Source organism: Tenacibaculum soleae (genome assembly GCF_030549005.1).
Lineage (GTDB): Bacteria > Bacteroidota > Bacteroidia > Flavobacteriales > Flavobacteriaceae > Polaribacter > Polaribacter soleae.
In genome coordinates this window covers 272,828-296,734 of sequence record NZ_JAUOSW010000004.1, presented here as the reverse complement: position 1 = coordinate 296,734, position 23,907 = coordinate 272,828, and the positions used below count along the sequence as shown (strand labels likewise).

The window sequence follows — 23,907 nt, the reverse complement described above, 5'->3', positions numbered from 1 at the left end:
AATTAAAAAGCACTACAGCATCTACTACAGGCTGGGAACAACCCTCCTGATTTATTTAAGTCATTACGTAATTTTTTCAATACTTTAGAGTTCCAAACCTCTTTCAAAGATTCCTTATACATATTTCCTAACTCTAAATTATAACATCTTCCATGAGCCGGAATTACACTACCATCAGATTTTATCATTATGTTTCCAAAAACATCATTACATCCTTTTCCTATAATTTCTTGGGGTGCATGATAAAAAACATCTAACCCTTCTTTTGTAGATATATCTGGTGAAAAACTTACATTAAAATTTAATTTGGTAGTTTTTATCTTTTTTATTTCTTTTAAAAGAGTATCAAGATTAAAATTATCTATATTTATTTCATCCATATTTGACGAAGTAGCTAAATAGTATTGACTCCATTTTTCATTATGGGACCGAGCAACATATTCTGGGGTAAAATTAGTATGCATAAAACCAACTTCTTTTAAAGGCAAATGTTTAATTTCATTAATAAATTGAGTTAAATAACCAATATTCCATTCTGTAATTACGCAAAAAACAGATACAGATTGTTTAGGATTAATTTTAATAAGCTCCTCAATACCTTCTAATGCTTTTTGAAAAGATTTTTTATGACCTCTAATCTCATTGTGAATGTCTTTTGGACCATCTAAAGATATATAAATTTCATTAACTCCTGAATCTACTAGTTGTTGCGCTTTATATTTTAAGGTTAAAGCGTTTGTTGTTATGGTTGTATACAACTCCATCTTATTTGCGTATGCTAAAGACTCAATCAAGTGAGGATATACTAAAGGTTCTGTAAAAGCATAACCTAATTTAGTCTTAGGGAAATTTTCTTTTACTTGATCAATAATATTTTTAATTAATTCTATTGGCATGTTTATAGGATGAGTCCCCACTAAATTTTGAGCAAAATTACTCTCTAAATTTTTGGTTCCTACATCACACATTTTACAATGTAAATTACAAACATTATTTACCCCTAAAACAATCCACTCTGGTGCGAATAAATATTTGTTTGGAAAATAATTTTTATTGATTGTTTTTAATACTTTGTACATATTTAATGTGTTCTCTTGAACTATAAATTTAATTTAAAATAAATAAGAAAAATATAAGTTTTAAGCTTTAAAACCTAATTATTTTTTATTAATATTATAAAAAATAATCCCCAATTAAAAAATGAAGAGTAAACATGTATTATTTTTAAATTACCATTCTTTACCTAAAATCCTAGACCCAAATGAAAAACTTATAAAATTTCACTTTGTATATGACGTTCTTTTAGAACTTAAAAAAAAACATAAAATTAGTGTCATAGAATTTATTGGTGTAAAAAACTTTTTTATTAAAAATAATATTTTTTATTATTTCCAAAGAAAAACAAATAACAAGAAGTTTTTAATTGATTTAAAAACTCATTTTTTAATTAAAAAAATTTCTCCTGATGTTATTTACATTCATGGTTTTAGTAAGATATATCATGTTATTTTCTTTAAATTTTATTTAAAAAAAAACACCAAAATCATTATTCAACATCATGCTGAAAGGCCTCCTCATAACTGGCTTAAGAAAAATATTTTAAGTAAGTTAGATAAATTTGTTGATGCTTATATTTTCACATCTATTGATATGGCTGATAATTGGATCTCAAAAGATTTAATATCTTCTAGAGTTAAAATTTTTACCCAACCTGAATTATCTACTCACTTTTCTTATAATAGCACTATCAAAAAGGATGCTAATTTATTTATTTGGGTTGGTAGACTAAATAAAAACAAAGACCCTATAACTATAATAGAAGCATTTATATCTTATATCAAAATCAATTCAAAAGCCAAATTAGTCTTATTTTATTCAGAGAAAGAACTAGAGAAAAAAATTATTGACATTCTAAATTTAAGTGGAATAACAAATGAAATCAAACTAATGGGAGTTATTGATAATTCAGAATTAGAAGAATGGTATCAAAAAAGCACTTATTTTTTATTAGGATCATACTATGAGGGTGGATCAACAGCTCTTATAGAATCGATGGCTTGTGGATGTATCCCTATAATAACTAATATTGCTTCAAATAGAGCAATAACTGAGAATGGTAAATATGCAAAACTATTTAAACCAGGAGATAAAGAAGATCTTCTAGAAAAATTAAAATCGTTAAAGAATTTTAATTCTAAATCACTATCATTAAAAATTAAAAACCATTTTAATAATAAACTTTCTTTTAAGGCTTTATCATCTGGCTTAGAAAAATTAATTGAAACTTTATTTAATCATCACTAATTTTCTATCTTTTAGAACATAATATTTATCGCTAATTTTTTTCATTTTTGGGTTGTGTGAAATCATTATAATTGTTTTTCCTTCTTTTTTTAATTCAACAAGATAATTAAGTATTCTTTCTTCTAACTTTTCATCTAATTGATTTGTCGCTTCATCTAATATTAAAATATCAAAATTATGATAAAGTGAACGTAATAATGCAATTCGTTGCTTTTGACCTCCAGATATTTTTAAAGAATTAATATCTAAATATAGTTTTTCTTCAGATTTTATAATACTATCTAATTCTAGGATCTCTGAAAGCTTATGAATTTTTTTAAAATCAATATTCTTTTCACCCTCACCTAAAGTGATATTATCAATAATAGACCCTTCAAATATAAAAGAATTTTGAGGTAAATAATTAATTAAACCAAATAAACTATGCTCATTACAAATTTTAAAATCATCAATAAAAACAGCTCCTTTCTGAGGCTTTAGAAGGTTCATAATAATATTTACAAAGGTTGTTTTACCTGTTCCAGAATCTCCAGATATCCCAATAATCTCCCCCTTAAGAATAGTTAAATTTACATTATCAATAATACGTTTCTTAGAACTGTACTGAAATGAAACATCCTTTAAAATAAAATTATTTTTTAAAGGGGAATTAATTATAGTCGTGTTTTTATTTAAGTTAACAACTTCACTTAAAATATCTATCGTATACTTGAATGATTGAAAATTAGTATAAGACACAATTATTTTATTTATTGACGGTAGCAATTTTAAAGCAGAACCTGCAATAAATGAAATTACAAAAACATTTGAAATTGTTGAATTTTGTGCTTGAATTAGAAAAAGAACAACAAAAGTCAATCCAACCACCATTAAAATTTCTAAATACTTGTTATTAGATTTCTTGTAAATTTCCAACTTCGCATATTGATTATTAAAATGATGAACGCTTTTATTAAACTTCTTATAAAAATGTAATTCTTTATTTAAGCTTTTTAACTCCAAAAAACCTTGAATTATATTTATTAATTGTGATGTAACCTCATGATAACTGCTTTTTAAGGAATCATTTATGGCTATAATTTTTTTTTTCCTTTGAAATATTAAAAAAATAAAAGCTAATGAAAAAATTCCTAAAACGATTAGTGTTAGCTTTAAATAAAAGTAAATACCTATTCCTAATATAATAAAAACAACAATACCTTCTGTAAGAAATGTATTAATTGACAACAAAATATGGTTTGAAAAATCTAATCCAACTATTTTAATATTCTGGATACTTTTTGCTGTATTTTTTTTCTGAAAATCAAGATAGTTTTTTGTCAAAAAATTATTTAAAAATTTTGAAGATAATTTCGTTGCAATATTAAAAATAAAATGAGATTGGTAGGTGTTAATCCTTATCTGTATTAAATTTTTTACGATAAAACTGACAATAAATAAAACAACAATCAAAGGAATATTAGACTCACTAATTTGTATAAATTCCGAAGCTTTTTCTATAACCATCTTATAATCTATTAACAACAAAAAAACAGGTGTTAAATAAGCTATTGAAATTAGATCTAACAAAAGATTTAAAAAAGATAGAGATAAAAAAAAGGGTAGTTTTTTCCTAAATGTTTCAGGAATTATGGATAAGATAATTTTTAGTTGATTTATCATTTTATTCTGTTAACTGATATAAATTCAAATAAGATTTGATTGTATTTTCTATTGAATATAAATGTATTCTTTTTTTATTAACAGTAGTAAACAAGAGAAAATCATCACAATAACTTGCTAAATCCTTTACATTATCTCCAACTTTCCAAAACATTGATTCAGAAGCACAACCAACATTAGTAGAAACTATTCTCATACCTGAGTAAAGAGCTTCTGGAAAAACAAAACCAAAAGATTCATACCTACTTGTATGTAAAAGAATATTAGATTTAGACATTTTTAATAAAACTTCACTTCTTGGTAATAACCCCGTTAATTTTATATTTTTATTAAGATTTAATTTTTTTATCTCTTCTTTTAAAGAGGTATATTTTTTTCCTTCACCAATAATTTCAACTTTAATATTAGGGTGTTTCTTCACTAAAAAAGCTATCACTTTAATAAAAAAAGAATAGTTTTTTACATCATTTAAAAAACCAACACCTAAAATATCAATTGAATTCAACTCTAAATCAGGAAAACTTGAAGAGGATATTCCCCAAGGAATTATTTGAGAGCTAATGTTTAATTTATTTTTTAAATCTTCAGAATGATTTTTAGAAAGAGATACAATTTTTGACTTTTTCTCATTAATAAATTTCACAAATCTATTTCTAACGACACTCTCTTGCCCCATAACTGTAACAACATGGTTTATATTGTTCTTAAGCGAGAACCTTTGTCCTATAAAAGAACAATCACCAATCCAAAAACTATGAACACAACTAATTGGCTGTTTTTCATTCAATTGATTAAGCCTTTTTTTTGCTTTATAAAATACAAAAGGTTTTTTCATCCTTTTATTAGCTCCATTTAAAGGTATTACAGTAATATCAAACCACTTATATTCTTCAATAGATTTAGGGTATTGAAATGTAATAACGGTTAAACGAACTCTTGGAATATTCTTTTTTAATTCCTTTAAATAAATAGCTAATGCTGGTATTACAGTTGAATCTTCTTCAGAAGAAGCAAAACCTGGTGTTAAAAAAACAATATGTGACTCTTTATCTTTCATACTAAAAAGTGTCTAAATCTCCAAAAGTAAACTTAAGTTGTTCAAGAGGAAAATCAGAAGAGAAATTCTTATATCCAACAGCCCAAGATTCAAAGGTTTTTTTTGAGTGTTTTTTTATCAGTTTCGCAATTTTCGTATCAGGTGAAGCCTGAATAATAATTTCTCCTAATCCATTAAATACAGCAATTTGTTTTAATTTTTTAAATGCTATATGAAACAACTCTTCTGATGTGGTTTCTATATCACCTATTAACAATCCATTTTTAATTTTTATCCAAAAAAGGACTCCTTCAATAGAAATGGTAAAATTATTTGTAAACGATTTATAGTTATAAAATTCTCGGTTCCTAACTGTTGAAACGATATCTTTTTCAAAAAAAACACTTCCATTTATAATTGCATCAGTTTTATATATTTTAAAACATTTAAAAATTTTCTTCTCATATAAACGATTGGTTACATCAAATTTTCTAGCAATCTTTTCAATTGGCACTATAGCTGTTTTTATACTAAAACCTCGTATACGTTCATTGAATTGCCAATTTAACTTATTCTTAAATACATACTCCGAATTTTGATTTGGAAATCCCCATATAAATTTAATATTCTCTTTTTTTAATGCTTCATCTGTAAGTTTGCATAATTCTGTATATATTCCTTTTCCTCTATAAATAGGCAATGTCATAGAATCTGTATATTGAGCAGCAAGTTCAGTTTTTTCATTATATTTCATTAAGACAGGAACTACTCCCTGAAAAGCAATAGGTTTGTCTTTATAGTAAGCTAAATACCCCAAATAACCGGTATCAAGGTAAGAAGTATCAAACTTAGCTAAAAGCTCGTTTAAAGTTACAATTTTCCTAAAAACATGTTTATAGAGATAAATTAAATCTTTTATATTTTCTGAAGTAAGTGGAACAAACTTATATAACATCATTTTAAAAATAAGAGCCTTTTAATAAACAAATTAATTGAAGTTCAAACGAAATATAAGGATTCATTACAAAACGATTTTTAAAAACTTCATTTTTATTAACCTCTTTTTTATTATAATCAACTAGTAAAACTCTTTTATACCCAATCTCTAAACAATAATTAGCAAGCTCATCTGAATAATAACCAAAAGGAAACGCGAATTCTTCAATAGGAGTCCCTAATATATTTTCTAATTTATTTTTACTTTCAATAATTTCACCTTTTGCTTCTTCAATTGAAATCGCTAATAAATTAGCATGTGTTTGGGCATGAGAACCAATAGTAAACAATGAATTTTCCGAAATACTTTTAATCTGTCTGAAATTCATTAATTGCCAATATTCTTTTAATGAACTCGATTTTATAACATTCCAATCCTCATTAAAAAGTTTATAAACTGATTTAATTTTTTCATAAGAAATTGTTTTCATTTTTTTTTTCAAAGACATTCCTTTGTTAACAAACTCAGACTTTTTATTTTTTTCATATGTATTTCCTTCAAAAAAAATTTGCTTTACTTTTGTTTTTAATGAAACCAAATCTAAAAAATCTGTCCATAAAAATGAAGCTTGCTCATGAATTGTTGTAATATAAAAGCTTGCCGGTACTTTATACTTCTTCAAAATTGGAATTACATATTCATAATTATTTAAATATCCATCATCAAAAGTTATTGCTATATTCAACGTATTCTCTTTAAAATTTTTAGCATAATAATCACCTACAGAAACTATATTATAGTGTAACGCAATATATTCTATAAATCGCTCAAAATATTCTTCAGAAAAAAACCTACTGCTTAAACTAGTGTTCCCTACTTTATCAACCCCATGAAATAACAAAATACGTTCACCATACCTATTTTTAAGCAATGCTTTTTTCAATCCTATTTTTAATAAAGAATTCCTATAAAACAATAAGAAACGACATTTAACTTTCATCCAAATCATAAGTTATTTTTTTTATTTTTTTGAAAAAAAGAGACAAAAACATAACCTTACAAATATTTGACTATGTTTCCTATAAACTTCTTAAATCATAGGTGCATAACAGAAATTGTTTTAGAATGAATTTCTGATATTGTCCTTAGGGTGTTAAAAAATCAGAATATTCTTTTACCCTATTCTTCTTGTCTTGTTGACTATCGAAACTAAATCTTTTTTTTTACAATACACAAACGACAACCATATGGCAACTTGTTTTCTATTTCTAATTGATAGATCTTCATAAAATAATACTACATTATTACCATTTCATTGTTTATTAAAAAAAAATTAGATGAAACAAAACTAAATCAGTAATAGACAAGTTGTAATATCTTTACCACCTAAGATTCTTATATTCAAATACCAATCTTCTTCCACCTAAAGTCACATCAATATCAAAACTACATAAACTCTTACCCTGATATTATTTTAACTCTTTAATCATTTTTTCAAAACAGTTCTTTTTCAATTATTTTTTCACAAAACGTAACCACGGAAACGGAGAATCATTTCTTTTTAATATTCTATGAAAAATACTTCTATTAGGCATGTAAAGAATTTCAAAATCTTTCACCTTTGTAATTTCATGATGAAAATAGTTTAATGTCATTTGTGGAAAACCTAAATTTTTATAATATTTTTCAGTTCTAAATTTTGCTTTCGACAGTTCTTCTTTCTTGTAAAACGGACTATCTATAATATGTATTTCACCTTTTGATTTTAAATATAATTTCAAAATAGAAAATAATTTTTGAAAGTCTAAAAAATATTGAACAGAAGCATTTAAAGTAATGATATCAAATTGCTCTTCAAAACTCTTTAACTTGAAGATATCTCCATACAGGTAACGAATTTTACCTTTCCCAAACAAACGTACAGCCTGTTCTAATTCTTCACTATTTACATCTAACCCTACAACTTTATTTTCTTTAAAAACACTTGATAATTGATTCGTAAACCAACCATTTCCACAACCTATATCTAAAATAGATAAACCTCTGTTTTTATTTCCTAAATATTTTAAAAATCTTTTCGTTGATTTCCCTCGTAATTCCCACTCTTTTTTATTGGGGTTTTCGGCAAATGTTTTTGGTAGTATGGAAACTTCCTTATCTATCAATATTCTATTTTCTTTCTCACGAACTCTAATATAGTCTGATTCAAATTTTTCTTTTTCTTCAGTTAAATAACCGACACCATTCCGTGTATAAAGAGGATTTATAATCATAGATTCTTATAATATTTCATTGCCCAATATGCTAAAATTGATTTCGCTTTTATTTTCATAAAATAAAGGAAACTTTTTCTATCTCCTTTTAAAATCTCTTTATTAGAATTTACTTCATTCACAATATATTTAACTGCATAATCGTAATATTTTCGAGAATATGTTCTTTTAAAATCTATATCTCTATCGGTTGTAGTTTTCCAATCAGGTTGTATCGTAATATTTTGTTCTATTTCATTATATAACGAAGTTCCTTTTATAGGATAAGCAACAGTAATTGTAAAATGTGTTGGATTTGCTGCTTTTAAATATTTAACCGTTTCGTAGATATCTTTTTCATCCTCTCCAGGATAACCAACCATAATAAAAGTACCTGTTTCTAGCCCTAAGGCGTTTGTTTTTTGAATTGCAGATTTTACTACGTTAATATCTACACGTCTATCCATAGCGTCAACAATTTTTTGCGAACCACTTTCTGCTCCAATCCAAATTCTAGAACACCCTGCTTCTTTTAAAAGTTGTAAAACCTCATCGGTTAATCTCTCTGCACGTGTAATACATTCAAAAGGAATAATAGCATCTTGTTTTATAACTTCTTCATGAAAACTTTTAATCCATTTATGGCTTACTGTAAAAACATCGTCAACAAACCAAATAGAATCCGGCTGATACTTATTTTTTAATAATTTTAATTCCTGAGCAACTAAGTTTGCAGACCTTCTACGATAACTTTGCCCATAAACGGCAGTACTACACCATTTACATGTATATGGGCAACCACGCTGTGTACTTACAGTCATAGAGCTTTGTCCATGGTGTTTTTTCCAAGTTTCTAAATACTTATAAACAGGTATTGCTTCTCTATTAGGCAATGGTAAATCAGTTAAATCTTTTATTTTTACTCTCGGGGCTGTTTTAATAACTTTTTCATCAAGTAAAAAAGCGATTCCTTGAATCGTGTTATAACTTTCATTATTAAAAATTGCTGAACATAAATCTAAAGTAGTTTGTTCTCCTTCTCCTATAACCAAAAAATCAGCGCCTGCCTTTAGGTAACTCTCACAATTATAGGTTACATCTGGCCCTCCAAGTATAATTTTAACACCTCTTAGCTTAACATTTGTTTTAAGTTTTTTCATCAACTTAATAACATTAATTTTTGTCATTAAATTAGTATAAATAGCTATCGCCTTAGGTTTTTTTTCCTCAATAAACTCTAACTGTTCTTTAAATGAATAAAAAGTACTATCATATACATCGTTTTCAATTTTATTTTTATTGAGATAACTCGATATATATAATAATCCTAAAGGAGCATAAGGCCGCATAATTTTTTGCTCCTTATCATCTTCATATAAATAATATGCATGGGTTAAAACTATATTCATTTTTTTATCAATTCAATTATAAAATGATCTGCATATTTCGATAAAAAACGATTTGACAATCTTTTTTCGATTGTTTTTAAAATATTCCAAATAGGCTTTTTAGTTAAAAACGACTTTTCTAAATAAGAAGGTGGAATTACGATTCCTACAGGAGAATAGTTAATTAATGTATAATTTACCTTAGACATTTCAATTATTTCTTTTGGGTTAAAATACCAAGTTGGCACTTGTACATCATCAACATTCACCAATAAAGCTTCATTTGTATTTCTTCTTTGAGCCTTTTTAAAACTTCCTTTAACTAAAAAATAAAGTTGTTCCCAAACACAGTTTTTAGGCATCAGTACCATTACTAATTTTCCTTTAGATACTAATAATTCTGAAGCCATTTTTAAAAACTCTCTCAACTCTTCATGACAGAGGCAATTCAATCCTCCAAAATTTGAAAAAACAACATCAAATTCTTTTTTAAAAGAATCTTTTGAAAGTTTTTTACAATCTAAAACTTCAAAAGTTAAATTATTATAGCTATTCTTTTTATTTGCTACTTTAATCATTTCTTCTGAAATATCTGTAGCTATTATATTATGTCCTTTTTTTGCAAGAGCAATTGCATCTACACCTGTCCCACAATTTAACTCTAAAACATTTACTTTTTTTTCTGATGAAAATATATGTTCAATATTTTTATAAACTTTTTTACGCTGTTCCCTACCTATTTTAGTGTTCGTAAAGGTATCATCATATGTTTTTGCTGCAATATCAAAAAAACTAGTCATTAATATTCTCTAATTTATTTAGTTGCAATTTATTTATCATTGAGGTAGTTATATAATATGGTAATAAAAAAACTAAACGCCACTCATACATTTTTAAACTAAAAGGGTTTCTAATCATTTTTTTAAAATTAAAAACTCCTTGAGCTTTCCTAAAAACCTTGTGAACATATCGCTGCAGTTTTTTATAAAATTTAGAATTAAATGATCCTTGAAACATCATTGCTAAATCATCAGAATCTGTCCAATTAGCTTTTAGCTTTAAATCATCTTTTACTTTTTCGTAAAATTCTGTCTCAGGTAATGGATAAGATACCGAAACACCTATATTATCAGGCAACAATTTTTGTATCATTTTAATTGTTAAATCGATATCTTCTTTAGTTTCGTTTAAATATCCAAACTGAATAAAAAAAGCAACTTTTATATTTTTTTCTTTTAGTAAATGAGTAGCTTTTTCTATTTGATCTATGGTAGTTCCTTTATCCATAGCGTCAAGAATTTTTTGAGACCCACTTTCAGCACCAATCCAAACTTCAGATAATCCACTTTCAGCTAATGCCTCTATATTTTCTTCTTTTAATAATAAATCTGCTCTACTTTGTATATAATAACTAATATTTAAGTTTTCTTTCTTCAATAAAGTATTAAACTCTTGTACCCATTGTGATTTTAAACCGAAAATATCATCGCACATCCAAAACTTTTTAACTCCAAAAGTTTTCTGTAAATAACTAATATGTGCAACAATATATTCTGGAGAATGTGAATTGTATCTATTTCCATAAATTGGTTTAGCACACCAATTACATTTAAACGGACATCCTCTAGTAGTAACCATATTTAAACTAAACTCTTTCCCTCCTTCTTCCCAAATCTTTTTGTAATCATTAATATTTATTAAATCCCAAGCAGGCATTGGAAAACTATCAAGGTCTTTATATACAGGTCTTTTGGGATTTTTAATAATTTCCCCTTTATCATTAACATAAACAACTCCATCAACTACTGTAGCATCTCTTTTATTCTGAAACTTATCTACCAATTCTTTTAACGTTACCTCTCCTTCCCCTTGAATTATAAAATCTGCTCCAGCATCCAAATATTTTTCATAATGATCAGTAGCGTCAGAACTACAAACTACTATTTTACAATTATTTCCTTTTGCTTTTAAAATCATTTCAAATGCTGCTTCTCTCATATTGGTTAAGCACATCTTAGTGAGGTAATTAAAACCATCATCATAAATTACAAAAACATCAGGCTTATTAATTTCTAAAAACGAATGTAAAGGATCAATATTTTTAAGTAAACATGTATCAAATAGACTAACAACATACCCTTTTTCTCTTAAAAAAGATGCAGCATACATAGTTCCAAGCGGTGGAAAAGGGGTTTTATTTTTCCACTGTTTTTCGTCAAACGGATAAAAATAAGAATGTGAAAAAGCAATGTTAAGCATGTTCTGGAGCAAGTTTTATATTATGTATTTCTTCGATTTCTTCGTATTTTTCATTTAATAAAGACAGTACCTTTTTTTGAAAATTACTCGGGTGATGTTTTGATACATTCTCTGAAGACTTAAAAGCTATTTCAAAATCTTCTTTAGGTAAATGATTAAATTTATCTCTCCATTTTTTTATAGTTATTTTCATAAAAATCTTTTCTATATAATCTCCTGCTTTATAATTCAATAGTTTTTCAACCGTTTTAGTAAAAGCACTTTTAGAGATTGTTTTAATATTTTTTTCTTTTCTAATTAAATTTGGAAAAAAACCATACACCCATTTATTTTCTTTAAGAAATTGTTTAAATGCAGTTTCTCCGTATAAAGGAATTAGCGTAGCGACTTCTGTAGCAGTAAATCTATTTTTTTCATCTACACATAAATAACCGCTGCTCATAAAGTAATTTACACAAAAATATTTTTTAGAATTTAGCAAAAATATTTTCTTATACAATATCAGTAAAGTTCTTGCAATCCAAATTCTATTTTTTCTGGTAATAATAAAAAAATCAATATCGCTTTTCTCATCAAAATATCCTTTTGATAATGATCCAGAAATACAAACACTATCTATGTATGGAAAATTGGATATAAACTTAGCTATCTTCCAAGCTTTAGGCATTATATTTTCAGCATTTTTATTTCCTTCTAGCCTTCTATCTAAAATGTTTTTATCATTAAGTATAGAATAGTACCCATTGTTATTATAGATAACCCCTCGTTGCTCTAAACTTAATATCTGTTTAACTACCTCCTCTTTTTTTTTAGAATCTGAGAAACGAAAAACCTCCTCTAGTGTTAAAGGATAATTAAAAATAGAAAAATATAATATGCTTTTTAAAATATTCATTTTTTAATATCTATTTGAAGAAGTGTTCTTTTATTTATTTCCTCTCTTTTTTCATCAAAAAACCATCCCCATTTATTAAAATATTTAATTGACGATACTAAATGATGTAAAAAAACTTTGTTTTTCTTATATGATTCTTTATTATAAACGTGATAAATAAATGCTTCGGAAAAAAAAACTGTTCTACATAGTTCATTTACTCTCCTCGTTAAATCTAGATCTTCAAAATAAAGAAAAAAACGCTCATCGAATCCATTCACTTTTTTTAATATACTTGTTCTAAAAAACATAAAACAACCCGATACATATGGTATATCTATATTACTATTGTAATTGAAGTTTCTTAATTCATACTTTTCATCCCTCTTTTTAACAATCTTTTTAACCCGTAAAAAGCGTCTAATAATTAAATCTTTTGGAGTAGGTATTAACTTACACAAAAATTGTAATTTACCTGATGGATATAATACTTTAGGAGCACTTAAACCAATTTCCTTATTCCTATCCATAAAAAGAATTAGCTGGGACACCAGGTTCTTACCTAATCTTATGTCTGGATTAACAACTGCATGATATTTAGAATTTAATTCAATTGCTTTTCTTATAGCTATATTATGTGCTTTTCCATACCCTAAATTTTCATTATTATAAATATATTCTAGGCTTTTATATTCTTTAAAAAAGTTATAATTGTTTTCATGCGAATTATCTATAATAAAAACATATAAATTAATAGTTGATGAAAAAAAATCAGAAAGTAATTTCTTAACTTCATTAATTTCATTATTAAATAAGACTATTGAAACCGTTAAAATCATTAAACCTTTTTTTGCTAAGTTATTCAATTATATTAAATAACTAAATCTTATTTTAATCATAGAACTTTTAAAACAAAAAAAGTCTTTCAAATAAATGAAAGACTTTTTTCTTAGTAGCGGGAACTGGACTCGAACCAGTGACCTTCGGGTTATGAGCCCGACGAGCTACCTACTGCTCTATCCCGCGATTTCGAGTGCAAATATACGCTCTTTTATTTCTTATAACCAAATAAAACATCTTTTAAAAACACTATTTTTTATAACTACATCAATAACAACCTAATAAAAAAAAATATTTTTAATTCAAACAGCTTATCTTTGCAGCATGACACATAAAGCAGGATTTGTAAACATCATCGGAAACCCAAATGTTGGGAAATCAACCTTAATGAATGCATTGGTTGGTGAAAAATTATCAATTATTACTTCAAAAGCTCAAACGACAAGACATCGTATTTTAGGGATTGTTAACGATGATAATTATCAAGTTGTTTTTTCTGATACACCCGGAATTATAAAACCCGCTTATGAATTACAATCTTCTATGATGGATTTTGTAAAATCGGCTTTTGATGATGCTGATGTATTAATATATATGGTTGAAGTTGGTGAAAAGGAGTTAAAAAACGAAGCTTTTTTTAATAAAATAATTCACAGTAAAATTCCAATTATTTTATTATTAAATAAGATAGATAAATCTACACAAGTAGAAGTTGAAGAAAAAGTTACTTACTGGACTAATAAAGTACCCAACGCATTTGTACATGTAATTTCAGCTTTAGAAAAATTTAACGTACAAGTAGTTTTTAATAAAATTGTAGAGTTATTGCCTGAAGGACCTGCTTTTTACCCAAAAGATCAATTAACCGATAAACCTGAACGTTTTTTTGTAAACGAAAAAATTCGTGAAAAAATTCTACAACACTACAAAAAAGAAATTCCGTATGCTGTTGAGGTAGAAACCGAAGAGTTTATTGAGGAAGAGGATATTATAAAAATTCGAGCTATTATTATGGTAGAACGTGACACCCAAAAAGGAATTATTATTGGGCATAAAGGAAGCGCTCTTAAACGTGTAGGTACCGAAGCTCGTAAGGACTTACAGCAGTTTTTTGATAAAAAGGTTTTTTTAGATTTATATGTAAAAGTAAATAAAAATTGGAGATCTAATGAACGTCAATTAAAACGTTTTGGTTACAAAGATTAATTTATTTTTTGTAAAAATGATTTTGTAAAATCTTTTAATTCATCCATTTGTTTTTGACCAGTAGATTTACCTATTGTTCCTACAAAATATAACGATACCCATACAATTGGTAAAACAACAAGCATTACAACTGGCAAAATTGACACTTTTTTTAAAGACCAATTACTATATGCTATAACTCCAAAAATTAAAAAGGCGGTGGCAACCACAAAATGCAAAAACATAAAAAAAGTCCAAACTTGTGGTTTAGGACCAAATAACCCTTTAATTTTAGATTTATTTGCTGATATTTTTTCTATCTCAATAGCTAGTTGAGGTGACCAAAAATGAGTTTCATTAACAGGCACATCAATAACAACATGATTATCAATAACTTTCATTTTATATACTGATGTATCCAATAAATGTGCTTTAACTTCATTTAATAAAACCTCAGCATCCATTTCAAAATCAATTTGAAATCTTGGTTTTAAAAAAATCTGATTATATAATTGATCCTCCATATTTTAAACTAATTATCCCACAATGTAGTAAAAATAGTATACTCTTTAAAATTCGGCTTAAAATCATAACGTAAGTTGTATCTTTGCACAAATTTTTACAAAATGAGTAGTATTGTAGCCATTGTAGGAAGACCTAATGTAGGTAAATCCACTTTATTTAACCGTTTAGTACAACGTCGTGAAGCTATTGTAGATTCTGTAAGTGGAGTTACAAGAGATAGACACTACGGAAAATCTGAGTGGAACGGGAAAGAGTTTTCTGTAATTGATACTGGTGGATATGTTGTCGGGTCGGATGATATTTTTGAAGGAGAAATACGTAAACAAGTTCAATTAGCTATTGATGAAGCTGATATTATTGTTTTTGTAGTTGATGTAGAGCAAGGAATTACCCCAATGGATAATGAGGTTGCTAAAATATTACGTCAAGTTAAAAAGCCACTTATCATGGCTGTAAATAAGGTAGATAACGCAATGCGTGATGCTGATGCGGTTGAATTTTACAACCTTGGCTTAGGTGAATACCATACTATTTCTTCAATAAATGGTAGTGGTACAGGTGAATTACTAGATGCAGTTGCAAAAGAAATACCTGAAGAAGATGAAGTTGAAGAAAATGAATTGCCTCGTTTTGCGATTGTTGGTCGCCCTAATGCCGGTAAATCATCATTTATCAATGCTTTAATTGGTGAAGACAGAAATATTGTTACCAATATTGCGGGTACTACTCGTGACTCTATCGACACAAAATACAATCGTTTTGGCTTTGAGTTTAACTTAGTAGACACTGCTGGAATTCGAAAAAAATCTAAAGTAAAAGAAGATTTAGAGTTCTATTCAGTAATGCGAGCTGTTCGTGCTATTGAACATTGTGATGTTGCTGTTTTAGTTATTGATGCAACTCGTGATTTTGAAGGTCAGGATGAAAAAATATTTTGGCTAGCTGAAAAAAACAAAAAAGGAGTCGTTATTCTTGTTAACAAATGGGATTTGATTGAAAAAGAAACCAATACTATGCGTGATTTTGAAGCGCAAATAAGAAGAAAAATAGCTCCATTTACAGATGTACCAATTATATTTACTTCTGTTTTAACAAAACAACGTATTTTTAAAGCTATTGAAACCGCTGTTGAAGTTTTTGAAAACAGAAAACGTCGTATTCAAACAAGTAAATTAAATGAAACGATGTTAGAGATTTTAGAACAAAATCCGCCTCCTGCAACCAAAGGGAAATACATCAAAATTAAATACTGTATGCAATTACCAACGCATACACCTCAATTTGCATTTTTTGCTAATTTACCTCAATATATTCGTGATCCGTACAGGCGTTATTTAGAAAATCAATTACGCCAGCATTATAATTTTAATGGAGTGCCAATTATTATTTACTTTAGACAAAAATAAATATAGCTTTAACATAAATTAACTCTTTTAAAGTAGTTTTTTCATTTTCTTTATGCGTTTATTAAACAACTCATAAAAAAGCAATGAAAAAACTACTTTTTGTTTTTACGTTATTACTTACTACAAGTACATTTGCTCAATCTTACCCATTTAAGATTACTGGTAAAATTAATAGCGGTAAAGAAAAAACACCCATTGAAGCTGCAACCATTCATTTAGAAAAAATAAAAGACAGCACAGTTGTTTCCTATACAATATCTGACAATAAAGGAAACTTCTCTTTAGAGGGTAAATCTTTTCACAAAAACTTAAAACTATTCATCTCTTACATAGGAATGGATAACTACACTAAAACAATTACTTTAGGAAAAAAAAGTAATTTTAACTTAAGTACTATTTCTTTAAAAGAAGAAAGTAATTTACTTAATGAAGTTGTTATAAAATCAAGAGCACCTATCACTATTAAAAAAGACACTTTAGAGTTCAATGTAAAATCCTTTAAAACAAAAAAAGATGCTAACGTTGAAGATCTACTAAAAAAATTACCAGGTGTAGAAGTAGACGAAGAAGGGAAAATTACCGTAAACGGTAAAGAAGTGAATAAAATACTAGTAAACGGAAAACCTTTTTTTGGTAACGACCCAAGTATTACAACCAAAAACTTAACAAAAGAAATTATTGAAAAAGTTCAAATTACCGATACCAAATCAAAATCAGAGGCGTTTTCAGGCGAAAAAGGAGACGCCAACAATAAAACAATTAACCTTACCATAAAAAAAGAAAACAATAAAGGTTGGTTTGGTAGAGTATCTGCTGGCGCAGGAACAGACAAACGTTTTGAAGGAGCTACAATGGTTAATCGTTTTGACAACGACCAACGATTTAGTATTCTGGCAAGCACCAACAACATAAACTCTCCTGGTTTTAGCTTTGGTGAAATTCAAAAAATGTTTGGCGGCGGTAACAATTGGGTTAGCAGCAATGGTAGTTTTAGCATTAATGGTAGACGTTTTGGCGGAGGAAGTGGAATTGTAAAATCTAAAACAGCTGGCGCAACTTATGCCGATCAATACGGCAAGGGTGTTGATGTAAATGCAAATTACTTTTATTCTGGCAGCAACTCTAATGATGAATCTAAAAGCAACAAAGAATACACGCTTCCAGACAGAAAATACTTCTCAAACTCTATTTCTAAATCTGATAATGAAAACCATAACCATAGCATTGGTGTTGAATTTGATATAAAAATTGACTCAACTTTTTTAATTAATATAAAACCTTCTTTTGTTTTTAATAAAAGAGACGGTAGTAACAGCAGACAAGAAGAATCTTTAGACGAAAACGGCACTTTAACAAACAATTACACCAGTAATTCTTATGTTAAATCTAAAGCTAATAATTTTCAAAACACTATTGATTTAACCAAAAAACTAGGTAATAAAGGGTCATTTATTAAAACATCTATTACAAATCAAATAGACAAAGCTGATACAGACGAATTAAATAAATCGACCATTGAAGTATTCGGCCCAAATGCTAGTACTGAAAATAGGGATCAAGAAAGCGCAATTTCAAATAATTTAAATAGCTTTAACACAAAGGTTACTTACCGTTTTCCTTTAATTGCTAAAAAATTATTTTTAGATGCAAAATACACGTATCAAAACGATGAAAGAGAAAACAAAGAAGACACGTATGATTTTAACAACACGACTCAACAATACAGTGATTTTAATCAAAGTTTAAGTTCAGATTTTACCTATAACGATATTGCTAAAACACCTGCGCTGGAGTTAATTTATAAAACGAAAAAATGGCGTTTTAATTTTGAGACTGGTTTTGTAAACAGAACATTAGAAAACAACGATAAACTACGTCCAAATTTAAGTTTAGAAAAAGAATTTAATAATTTAGCGCTAGATGCTGGTTTTAGATATAGATTCGATTCAAAAGCTTCAATTTATTTTGATTATCGTTTAACAAATCAAGTTCCTAACATTAATCAAATTCAACCATTTGCAAATGTTAGCAACCCATCTAACATTATTACAGGTAACCCAGAATTAAAACCTACACAAAACCACAGAGCTTACATTAACTTTAACAAATATAATTGGCAAGCTGGTACAGGTCTCTATTTATATATGAGTGGTAGTATTTTCAAAAATCAAATTATTTCAAATACTACGATCTCTGATGAGTTTATCAGAAATTCAACCTACGAAAACACTGATGAAGGCTACGATTTTTGGGGAGGTGGTAGTTATAGTAAAAAACTTAAGTTAGACTCTATTACCAATTTAAAACTTAGAGCAGGTTCTAATGTAAGTATCTACAAAAATTTTAACATAGTAAACACAGTAAAAGAAGGAGCTCAAACAACTTCTTTTAGACCAAACTTAGGAATAACTTTAGAGTGGAATAAGCTTATTTCAATTGAAACTCGCTACGATGTTTCATTCTCTAAAACTAAATACGACATTAACACGAATCAAAATCAAAACTTTACGAGTCAAACCTTACGTTTTAGAACAAAAACTAATTTTCCAAAAAAATTAGAATGGAGAAATGATATAAGGTACAACTACAATGCAAATGTAATTGGCTTTAACAAATCTTCTTGGTTCTGGAACGCAACTTTAGCTTATTCTGTATTAAAAGATCAAGGTACAATTAGTTTAAAAGCCTATGACTTATTAAACCAAAACACCAATGCACAACGTAGAGCAACTTCTAATTATATTGAAGACTCACAAAGTACAGTATTACAACAATACTTTATGTTAGGTTTTAGTTGGAAATTTAATAGCTTAGGAAAAAAAGGAAAAGTAAGAGATTATAAAATGTTTTTTTAACATAAAAATTATCAAAAAAAGTCATTAATTAAATTAATGTCTTTTTTTTTACGCTTTAGCCTATGAAAGCTTTATTAAGCAACAACGACTATATGCCTACAAATTTTGTAAATTTGTAATTAGGTTAAGAAAATATTTTATGAAGGTTAGAAAATTAAAAAAATTTCAAAACACAGAGTTACCACTACAACTAAATGTAAGTTTTAAGAAAATCTATAATATGCTTAAAGAGTATAAAAATAGTAACTCTAAAAACCATCCTTTCGATGCTTCAGTTAACATATTAATTAAAGAAATTGAAAACCACCCAGAACTTATCGAAGGATTTTCCGACCTTTCTCTACTAAAAAAACACGAAGAAACTATCGATGTTTTATTAGAAGCCTTATTCCCAGAAATATTAACCTTAAACGAAATAAAAGCAGCTACAATTCCTTTCTCTTTCGCTTCATTTAAATTTACTAAACGACTTGAAAACATTCTTAAAAATGCTGGAGAAGGATTTGAATTTAAAGTAAGAGATTTTGAAGAAGATAAAATGTACATCATGGCATGTACCTTTATTTTAAACATGTATTATAACCATCCTATCGACTTAAAACGTCCTTTTTTCTTTGACATTCCTGATAAGGAAAACAATATCATGAAACATTATCGTGTGGCATTTAATGGTGATTTTATGGAAGTAGCACCTTCTAGTAGTGCACCAAAAATTACTGAGGAAGATATTAAAATTCTTTTAGACAACTATGATAACATTGAAGTGTGGAAAGAAAAATTCCCTCCGAACAGCTATATTTTCAAAGGCTTCGGTTTAATGACGCTATTTGATGTTACTGCTGACGAAAACATCTCATCAATAAGAACAAGTTTACTACAAAAAGACGATGGGAATATTATTGAAAAACTGCGTAAAAACTTAAGCGAATTTTATAATATTAAAGACTTAAAAGTAGGTTTTTCTGTATTTGACACTACCGATTTGTCGTTACAATCCACTCGGATTAAAAAATCTGAAAGCATTATTTTATTAACAGAAGAAAAAGAAATAGCTTGTAATACTTTTTTTTGTGATCATGTTATCACTAAGCTTTTTAACAAACAAGAAACCGTTATTATTTCAAACACTGACAACTACGGAAAAAACACTAAAGGTAATCAGTTTTTTAACCGATTAAAAGATAAAAATATTGGAAGTATTTTATTAATTCCATTTAAAGCTAGTGAAAATAATGATTTGGCGCTGTTAGAAATAGCTTCTCCTAGACCTTATGAATTAAACTCGGTAAATCATCAAAAATTAACAGACATTGTTCCTGTTTTTAAAGCAGCTATTGACCGTTTTTCGGAGGAATATATAAACATTTTAGAAGCTACAATACAAGAACACTACACCTCTTTACACCCAACAGTAAAATGGAAATTTTACGAAGCAGCTGAGCAATATCAAACGGATGTTTTTACTAAAAAAGAAAATGTAAAAATCGAACAAATTGTTTTTAAAAATGTATACCCTTTATATGGTCAAACAGATATAAAAGGATCTTCTTTAGCAAGAAACGAAGCTATTAAAGAGGATTTAATTACACAACTTACCTTAGCTATATCTGTATTGAAACAAGCATGTAAATCTGAAAAACTACCTATTTACCAAGAGTTAACCTTTCGTGTAAACGAGTATCTAAATGCTGTTATTAACGGATTAAAAGCAGGTGATGAAGTTGGTATTTTAGATTTTTTAAGCAGAGAAATTTACCCAGTATTTAAACATATTAAATCGCTAAACAATAATTTAACTAGCGTTGTAAATACTTATATGAAGCGTTTAGACAGCAACCTACATGTAGTTTATGAAAAACGAAAAGCTTATGAACAAAGCGTTACGTTATTAAATGACAAACTCGCTAAATTTATTGACAAGAAACAAGGAAATGCACAAGTAATGTTTCCACATTACTTTGAACGTTATAAAACCGACGGTATAGAATACAACATGTATATCGGGCAATCTTTAACCAAGCAAAAAAAGTTTGATCAACTATATCTTTATAACTTACGCTTGTGGCAACTACAAACAATGTGTGAAATGGAAAACGTTGCTAATACTGCACGTAAAGCTATGGATCATGACTTACAAGTTGCTTCTTTAATATTAGTACACAGTAATCCTTTATCTATAAAATTTAGAATGGATGAAAAACAATTTGATGTTGATGGAGCTTATAATATTAGGTATGAAATTATAAAAAAACGAATAGATAAAGCCCATATTAAAAATACGCAAGAGCGCTTAACCGTTCCTGGAAAAATAGCCATTGTTTATTCGCAAGACAAAGATGCTAATGAGTATCTAAAATACATTAGTTATTTACAGTCAAAAAACTTGTTAGGTGGTATCGAAAAACTAGAGTTAGAAGACTTACAAGGGGTTTCTGGCCTAAAAGCGCTACGTATCGAAGTCATTTATCAAGAAGGTTTTGATAGTAAAAAAACTATTTCTATTGACGAATTAATAGAAGAATTTAAACACTAAAAAAGAAAATCCTTCGTGAATTACAAAGGATTTTCTTTTTTACTAAACTACGTTTGCTACTTCTTGCATTTGAAACGCTATGGCAAAAACAATTACACTTATAATTATACCTATCATAAAAACGGTATAAGTGGTTCTTAATAATTTATATTTCCTATTTAAAACCAATCCTAAAAAATATAAGTCTTTTGTAAGTGAACCATACAAATAATCACGATCTTTCATCATTTCATGCATTGCCCATTCAAAATCAGGCATACTCATTTGATGAAAATTCCCAAAAAACAATAAATTTACCTTTTTATTTGCAACATCTTCTTTGGTAAACTTACCTTCTGTTACATTAGGACGTGTTGCCATTATTGATAAGATAATAGAAGCTACCGTAAATAAAATAAAAACTATTGACGGAATAATTAAATAATGATTTGATGGGTTGTCTAACTTTGGGATTAGTGTAGACAGCGTCATCGAAATAATAATTGCGTTTACTGATAATAAAATATTTGCCTTTGTATCGGCAATATCACTTAATGTTATATGGTTTCTCAATGCAACACGAAACATTGTTTCAATTCCGCGTTCAGGTAATTCTACTTTATTCTTTTTAAAAGCCAACTCTTCCTTTTTTTGCTTTAACTTTCTGTTTTCTTGAGCTGTTTTTTTTTGGATCTTTAATAACTGCGCTAAGTTTTTACTTTTAGGTTTTTCCCAATTTTTAACAGCAAAACTAGTATAAAACCTATAATTTGTTAAAAAAATTATATTCTCTTCAATCCATTCAAAATCAGAAACAACATGATTTTTAGCCAATTCCCACTCTTTTCTTAATAAAGAATTATACTCGCTAAAATTTTTACTTCCTAAATGAGAACAATCTGCATCACAAATTATTTTTTCTAATTCAGTAACTGGTGTTGCATCCATTTTTGTTACTAAAATTAACTCCGAAACTTCTTTAATTATAGTTTCTGAAACATTTCTTTCTCTAAAAAACAACGCTGCTATTTTAACGCTTTCTTCCTCATGACCATCAATCTGTTTAATATAACCTGTATCATGAAACCAAGCCGCTAACAATAATTTATTTGCAGATGCCTCATCAATTTGCATCCCTTCAACCAACTCTTTTGCTTTTTCGACAACTCGTTGCGTATGAAATACATTGTGATAAACAAACGAAGATGTTAATTTTTCATTTAAAAGATGAATAACAAAATTTTCAGCTTCAATTAATAAATTTTTCATTAAAAAGGTTTTTGCTAAATTAAAAATAATATTTAACTATTAATTAGATGTAAGTTTGTCGGATTAAACACGACAAACTAACGTACAAAAAGTACCTAATTATTGTCATTTAAAATTAGTATATTTTTAATCCTAATTATTAAAACCAAAATTTGTATGCTAACTTGGGAAAAAATTATTCATTTTGCTGTAAAAGGAAACCCAACTCCCACAAAAAGAGTTGAAAAAACTGAAAATGAATGGAAAAAACTACTAACACCTGAACAGTTTAGAATTACACGTTTAAAAGGAACTGAGCGTCCTTTTTCAGGTGAATTATGTGCTAGTTATGATGAAGGGAAATATAATTGTGTTTGTTGCAATACTCCTTTATTTGATTCAACTATAAAATTCAATTCAAGTTCAGGATGGCCAAGTTTTACACAACCAATTACAGAAAATGCAATTCAATATCATAGAGACATAACTTTTGGTATGGTGCGCGTGGAGGTATTATGTAATACTTGCGATGCACATTTAGGACATGTTTTTCCTGATGGACCAGAACCAAGTGGGTTAAGATATTGTATCAATTCAGAAGCAATGCAATTAGATAAAGAATAA

Annotated in this window: 19 protein-coding genes and 1 tRNA gene; 6 read left to right on the top strand and 14 right to left on the bottom strand. The window is 27.7% G+C overall.

Annotated elements, in window-relative coordinates; translation table 11 throughout:
* Positions 1–2: 2 nt before the first annotated feature.
* Positions 3–1,079, bottom strand: coding sequence for a radical SAM protein (locus tag Q4586_RS07860; RefSeq protein ID WP_303528113.1), 1,077 nt, complete (start codon positions 1,077–1,079; stop codon positions 3–5).
* A 121-nt stretch (positions 1,080–1,200) separates the two neighbouring features.
* Here Q4586_RS07860 and Q4586_RS07855 point away from each other — a divergent pair, with 121 nt between their 5' ends.
* Positions 1,201–2,304, top strand: coding sequence for a glycosyltransferase family 4 protein (locus tag Q4586_RS07855; RefSeq protein ID WP_303528112.1), 1,104 nt, complete (start codon positions 1,201–1,203; stop codon positions 2,302–2,304).
* Here the strand turns inward: Q4586_RS07855 and Q4586_RS07850 are convergent.
* The 11 genes from Q4586_RS07850 to Q4586_RS07800 form a co-directional block, all read right to left on the bottom strand.
* Positions 2,287–3,810, bottom strand: a complete 1,524-nt coding sequence (locus Q4586_RS07850) for an ATP-binding cassette domain-containing protein (protein ID WP_367997990.1) — start codon at positions 3,808–3,810, stop codon at positions 2,287–2,289. The two genes, Q4586_RS07855 and Q4586_RS07850, sit on opposite strands and share 18 nt — an antisense overlap.
* A 157-nt stretch (positions 3,811–3,967) precedes the next feature.
* On the bottom strand, positions 3,968–5,023 hold the full coding sequence (locus Q4586_RS07845) for a glycosyltransferase family 4 protein (protein ID WP_303528109.1): 1,056 nt from the start codon (positions 5,021–5,023) through the stop codon (positions 3,968–3,970).
* Between the two features lies 1 nt (position 5,024).
* Complete coding sequence (locus Q4586_RS07840; RefSeq protein ID WP_303528108.1) at positions 5,025–5,960, bottom strand: GNAT family N-acetyltransferase; 936 nt, start codon at positions 5,958–5,960, stop codon at positions 5,025–5,027.
* 1 nt (position 5,961) lies between these two features.
* Positions 5,962–6,948, bottom strand: a complete 987-nt coding sequence (locus tag Q4586_RS07835; protein WP_303528106.1) for a polysaccharide deacetylase family protein — start codon at positions 6,946–6,948, stop codon at positions 5,962–5,964.
* Between the two features lie 505 nt (positions 6,949–7,453).
* Positions 7,454–8,212 (bottom strand): class I SAM-dependent methyltransferase, encoded by a 759-nt coding sequence (locus Q4586_RS07830; protein ID WP_303528105.1) that lies wholly within the window; start codon positions 8,210–8,212, stop codon positions 7,454–7,456.
* Positions 8,209–9,600: a B12-binding domain-containing radical SAM protein gene (locus tag Q4586_RS07825; protein WP_303528104.1), complete on the bottom strand. Its 1,392-nt coding sequence runs from the start codon at positions 9,598–9,600 to the stop codon at positions 8,209–8,211. Before Q4586_RS07825 ends, Q4586_RS07830 begins: the two co-directional genes overlap by 4 nt.
* Entirely contained in the window at positions 9,597–10,379 is a 783-nt protein-coding gene (locus Q4586_RS07820) for a class I SAM-dependent methyltransferase (RefSeq protein ID WP_303528103.1), read from the bottom strand. Before Q4586_RS07820 ends, Q4586_RS07825 begins: the two co-directional genes overlap by 4 nt.
* Entirely contained in the window at positions 10,372–11,838 is a 1,467-nt protein-coding gene (locus tag Q4586_RS07815; protein WP_303528101.1) for a B12-binding domain-containing radical SAM protein, read from the bottom strand. The genes Q4586_RS07820 and Q4586_RS07815 overlap by 8 nt, the downstream gene beginning before the upstream one ends.
* Positions 11,831–12,733, bottom strand: coding sequence for a nucleotidyltransferase domain-containing protein (locus Q4586_RS07810; protein ID WP_303528099.1), 903 nt, complete (start codon positions 12,731–12,733; stop codon positions 11,831–11,833). Before Q4586_RS07810 ends, Q4586_RS07815 begins: the two co-directional genes overlap by 8 nt.
* Positions 12,730–13,551, bottom strand: a complete 822-nt coding sequence (locus Q4586_RS07805) for a glycosyltransferase (RefSeq protein WP_068702888.1) — start codon at positions 13,549–13,551, stop codon at positions 12,730–12,732. Before Q4586_RS07805 ends, Q4586_RS07810 begins: the two co-directional genes overlap by 4 nt.
* 114 nt (positions 13,552–13,665) lie before the next feature.
* Positions 13,666–13,738: transfer RNA gene (locus Q4586_RS07800), tRNA-Met, on the bottom strand.
* A gap of 138 nt (positions 13,739–13,876) precedes the next feature.
* Here Q4586_RS07800 and era point away from each other — a divergent pair.
* Complete coding sequence (gene era / locus Q4586_RS07795) at positions 13,877–14,758, top strand: GTPase Era (protein ID WP_068702886.1); 882 nt, start codon at positions 13,877–13,879, stop codon at positions 14,756–14,758.
* On the opposite strand, the gene Q4586_RS07790 is transcribed toward era, so the two are convergent.
* Complete coding sequence (locus Q4586_RS07790) at positions 14,755–15,261, bottom strand: hypothetical protein (RefSeq protein WP_068702884.1); 507 nt, start codon at positions 15,259–15,261, stop codon at positions 14,755–14,757. The two genes, era and Q4586_RS07790, sit on opposite strands and share 4 nt — an antisense overlap.
* A gap of 102 nt (positions 15,262–15,363) precedes the next feature.
* Here Q4586_RS07790 and der point away from each other — a divergent pair, with 102 nt between their 5' ends.
* The 3 genes from der to Q4586_RS07775 all read left to right on the top strand — a co-directional run bounded on the left by der (position 15,364) and on the right by Q4586_RS07775 (position 22,056).
* A complete protein-coding gene (gene der / locus Q4586_RS07785) occupies positions 15,364–16,668 on the top strand; it encodes a ribosome biogenesis GTPase Der (protein WP_068702882.1) in 1,305 nt (434 codons plus the stop codon).
* A gap of 83 nt (positions 16,669–16,751) precedes the next feature.
* Entirely contained in the window at positions 16,752–19,523 is a 2,772-nt protein-coding gene (locus tag Q4586_RS07780; RefSeq protein ID WP_068702880.1) for an outer membrane beta-barrel protein, read from the top strand.
* Between the two features lie 139 nt (positions 19,524–19,662).
* Positions 19,663–22,056, top strand: coding sequence for a GAF domain-containing protein (locus Q4586_RS07775; protein WP_303528089.1), 2,394 nt, complete (start codon positions 19,663–19,665; stop codon positions 22,054–22,056).
* A gap of 42 nt (positions 22,057–22,098) precedes the next feature.
* Here the strand turns inward: Q4586_RS07775 and Q4586_RS07770 are convergent, their stop codons facing one another.
* On the bottom strand, positions 22,099–23,304 hold the full coding sequence (locus tag Q4586_RS07770) for a Pycsar system effector family protein (protein ID WP_303528086.1): 1,206 nt from the start codon (positions 23,302–23,304) through the stop codon (positions 22,099–22,101).
* 156 nt (positions 23,305–23,460) lie between these two features.
* On the opposite strand from Q4586_RS07770, the gene msrB reads away from it, so the two are divergent.
* Positions 23,461–23,907 (top strand): peptide-methionine (R)-S-oxide reductase MsrB, encoded by a 447-nt coding sequence (gene msrB / locus Q4586_RS07765; protein WP_303528084.1) that lies wholly within the window; start codon positions 23,461–23,463, stop codon positions 23,905–23,907.

What these genes read in the sequence shown, in the direction of transcription:
- Q4586_RS07825 (WP_303528104.1), bottom strand. Translation starts at nt 9,600, where the DNA reads ATGAATATAGTTTTAACCCATGCATATTATTTATATGAAGATGATAAG.
- Q4586_RS07780 (WP_068702880.1), top strand. Translation starts at nt 16,752, where the DNA reads ATGAAAAAACTACTTTTTGTTTTTACGTTATTACTTACTACAAGTACA.
- Q4586_RS07850 (WP_367997990.1), bottom strand. Translation starts at nt 3,810, where the DNA reads ATGGTTATAGAAAAAGCTTCGGAATTTATACAAATTAGTGAGTCTAAT.
- Q4586_RS07805 (WP_068702888.1), bottom strand. Translation starts at nt 13,551, where the DNA reads ATGATTTTAACGGTTTCAATAGTCTTATTTAATAATGAAATTAATGAA.
- Q4586_RS07815 (WP_303528101.1), bottom strand. Translation starts at nt 11,838, where the DNA reads ATGCTTAACATTGCTTTTTCACATTCTTATTTTTATCCGTTTGACGAA.
- der (WP_068702882.1), top strand. Translation starts at nt 15,364, where the DNA reads ATGAGTAGTATTGTAGCCATTGTAGGAAGACCTAATGTAGGTAAATCC.
- msrB (WP_303528084.1), top strand. Translation starts at nt 23,461, where the DNA reads ATGCTAACTTGGGAAAAAATTATTCATTTTGCTGTAAAAGGAAACCCA.
- Q4586_RS07775 (WP_303528089.1), top strand. Translation starts at nt 19,663, where the DNA reads ATGAAGGTTAGAAAATTAAAAAAATTTCAAAACACAGAGTTACCACTA.
- Q4586_RS07835 (WP_303528106.1), bottom strand. Translation starts at nt 6,948, where the DNA reads ATGATTTGGATGAAAGTTAAATGTCGTTTCTTATTGTTTTATAGGAAT.
- Q4586_RS07770 (WP_303528086.1), bottom strand. Translation starts at nt 23,304, where the DNA reads ATGAAAAATTTATTAATTGAAGCTGAAAATTTTGTTATTCATCTTTTA.
- Q4586_RS07840 (WP_303528108.1), bottom strand. Translation starts at nt 5,960, where the DNA reads ATGATGTTATATAAGTTTGTTCCACTTACTTCAGAAAATATAAAAGAT.
- Q4586_RS07845 (WP_303528109.1), bottom strand. Translation starts at nt 5,023, where the DNA reads ATGAAAGATAAAGAGTCACATATTGTTTTTTTAACACCAGGTTTTGCT.
- era (WP_068702886.1), top strand. Translation starts at nt 13,877, where the DNA reads ATGACACATAAAGCAGGATTTGTAAACATCATCGGAAACCCAAATGTT.
- Q4586_RS07810 (WP_303528099.1), bottom strand. Translation starts at nt 12,733, where the DNA reads ATGAATATTTTAAAAAGCATATTATATTTTTCTATTTTTAATTATCCT.
- Q4586_RS07855 (WP_303528112.1), top strand. Translation starts at nt 1,201, where the DNA reads ATGAAGAGTAAACATGTATTATTTTTAAATTACCATTCTTTACCTAAA.
- Q4586_RS07830 (WP_303528105.1), bottom strand. Translation starts at nt 8,212, where the DNA reads ATGATTATAAATCCTCTTTATACACGGAATGGTGTCGGTTATTTAACT.
- Q4586_RS07790 (WP_068702884.1), bottom strand. Translation starts at nt 15,261, where the DNA reads ATGGAGGATCAATTATATAATCAGATTTTTTTAAAACCAAGATTTCAA.
- Q4586_RS07860 (WP_303528113.1), bottom strand. Translation starts at nt 1,079, where the DNA reads ATGTACAAAGTATTAAAAACAATCAATAAAAATTATTTTCCAAACAAA.
- Q4586_RS07820 (WP_303528103.1), bottom strand. Translation starts at nt 10,379, where the DNA reads ATGACTAGTTTTTTTGATATTGCAGCAAAAACATATGATGATACCTTT.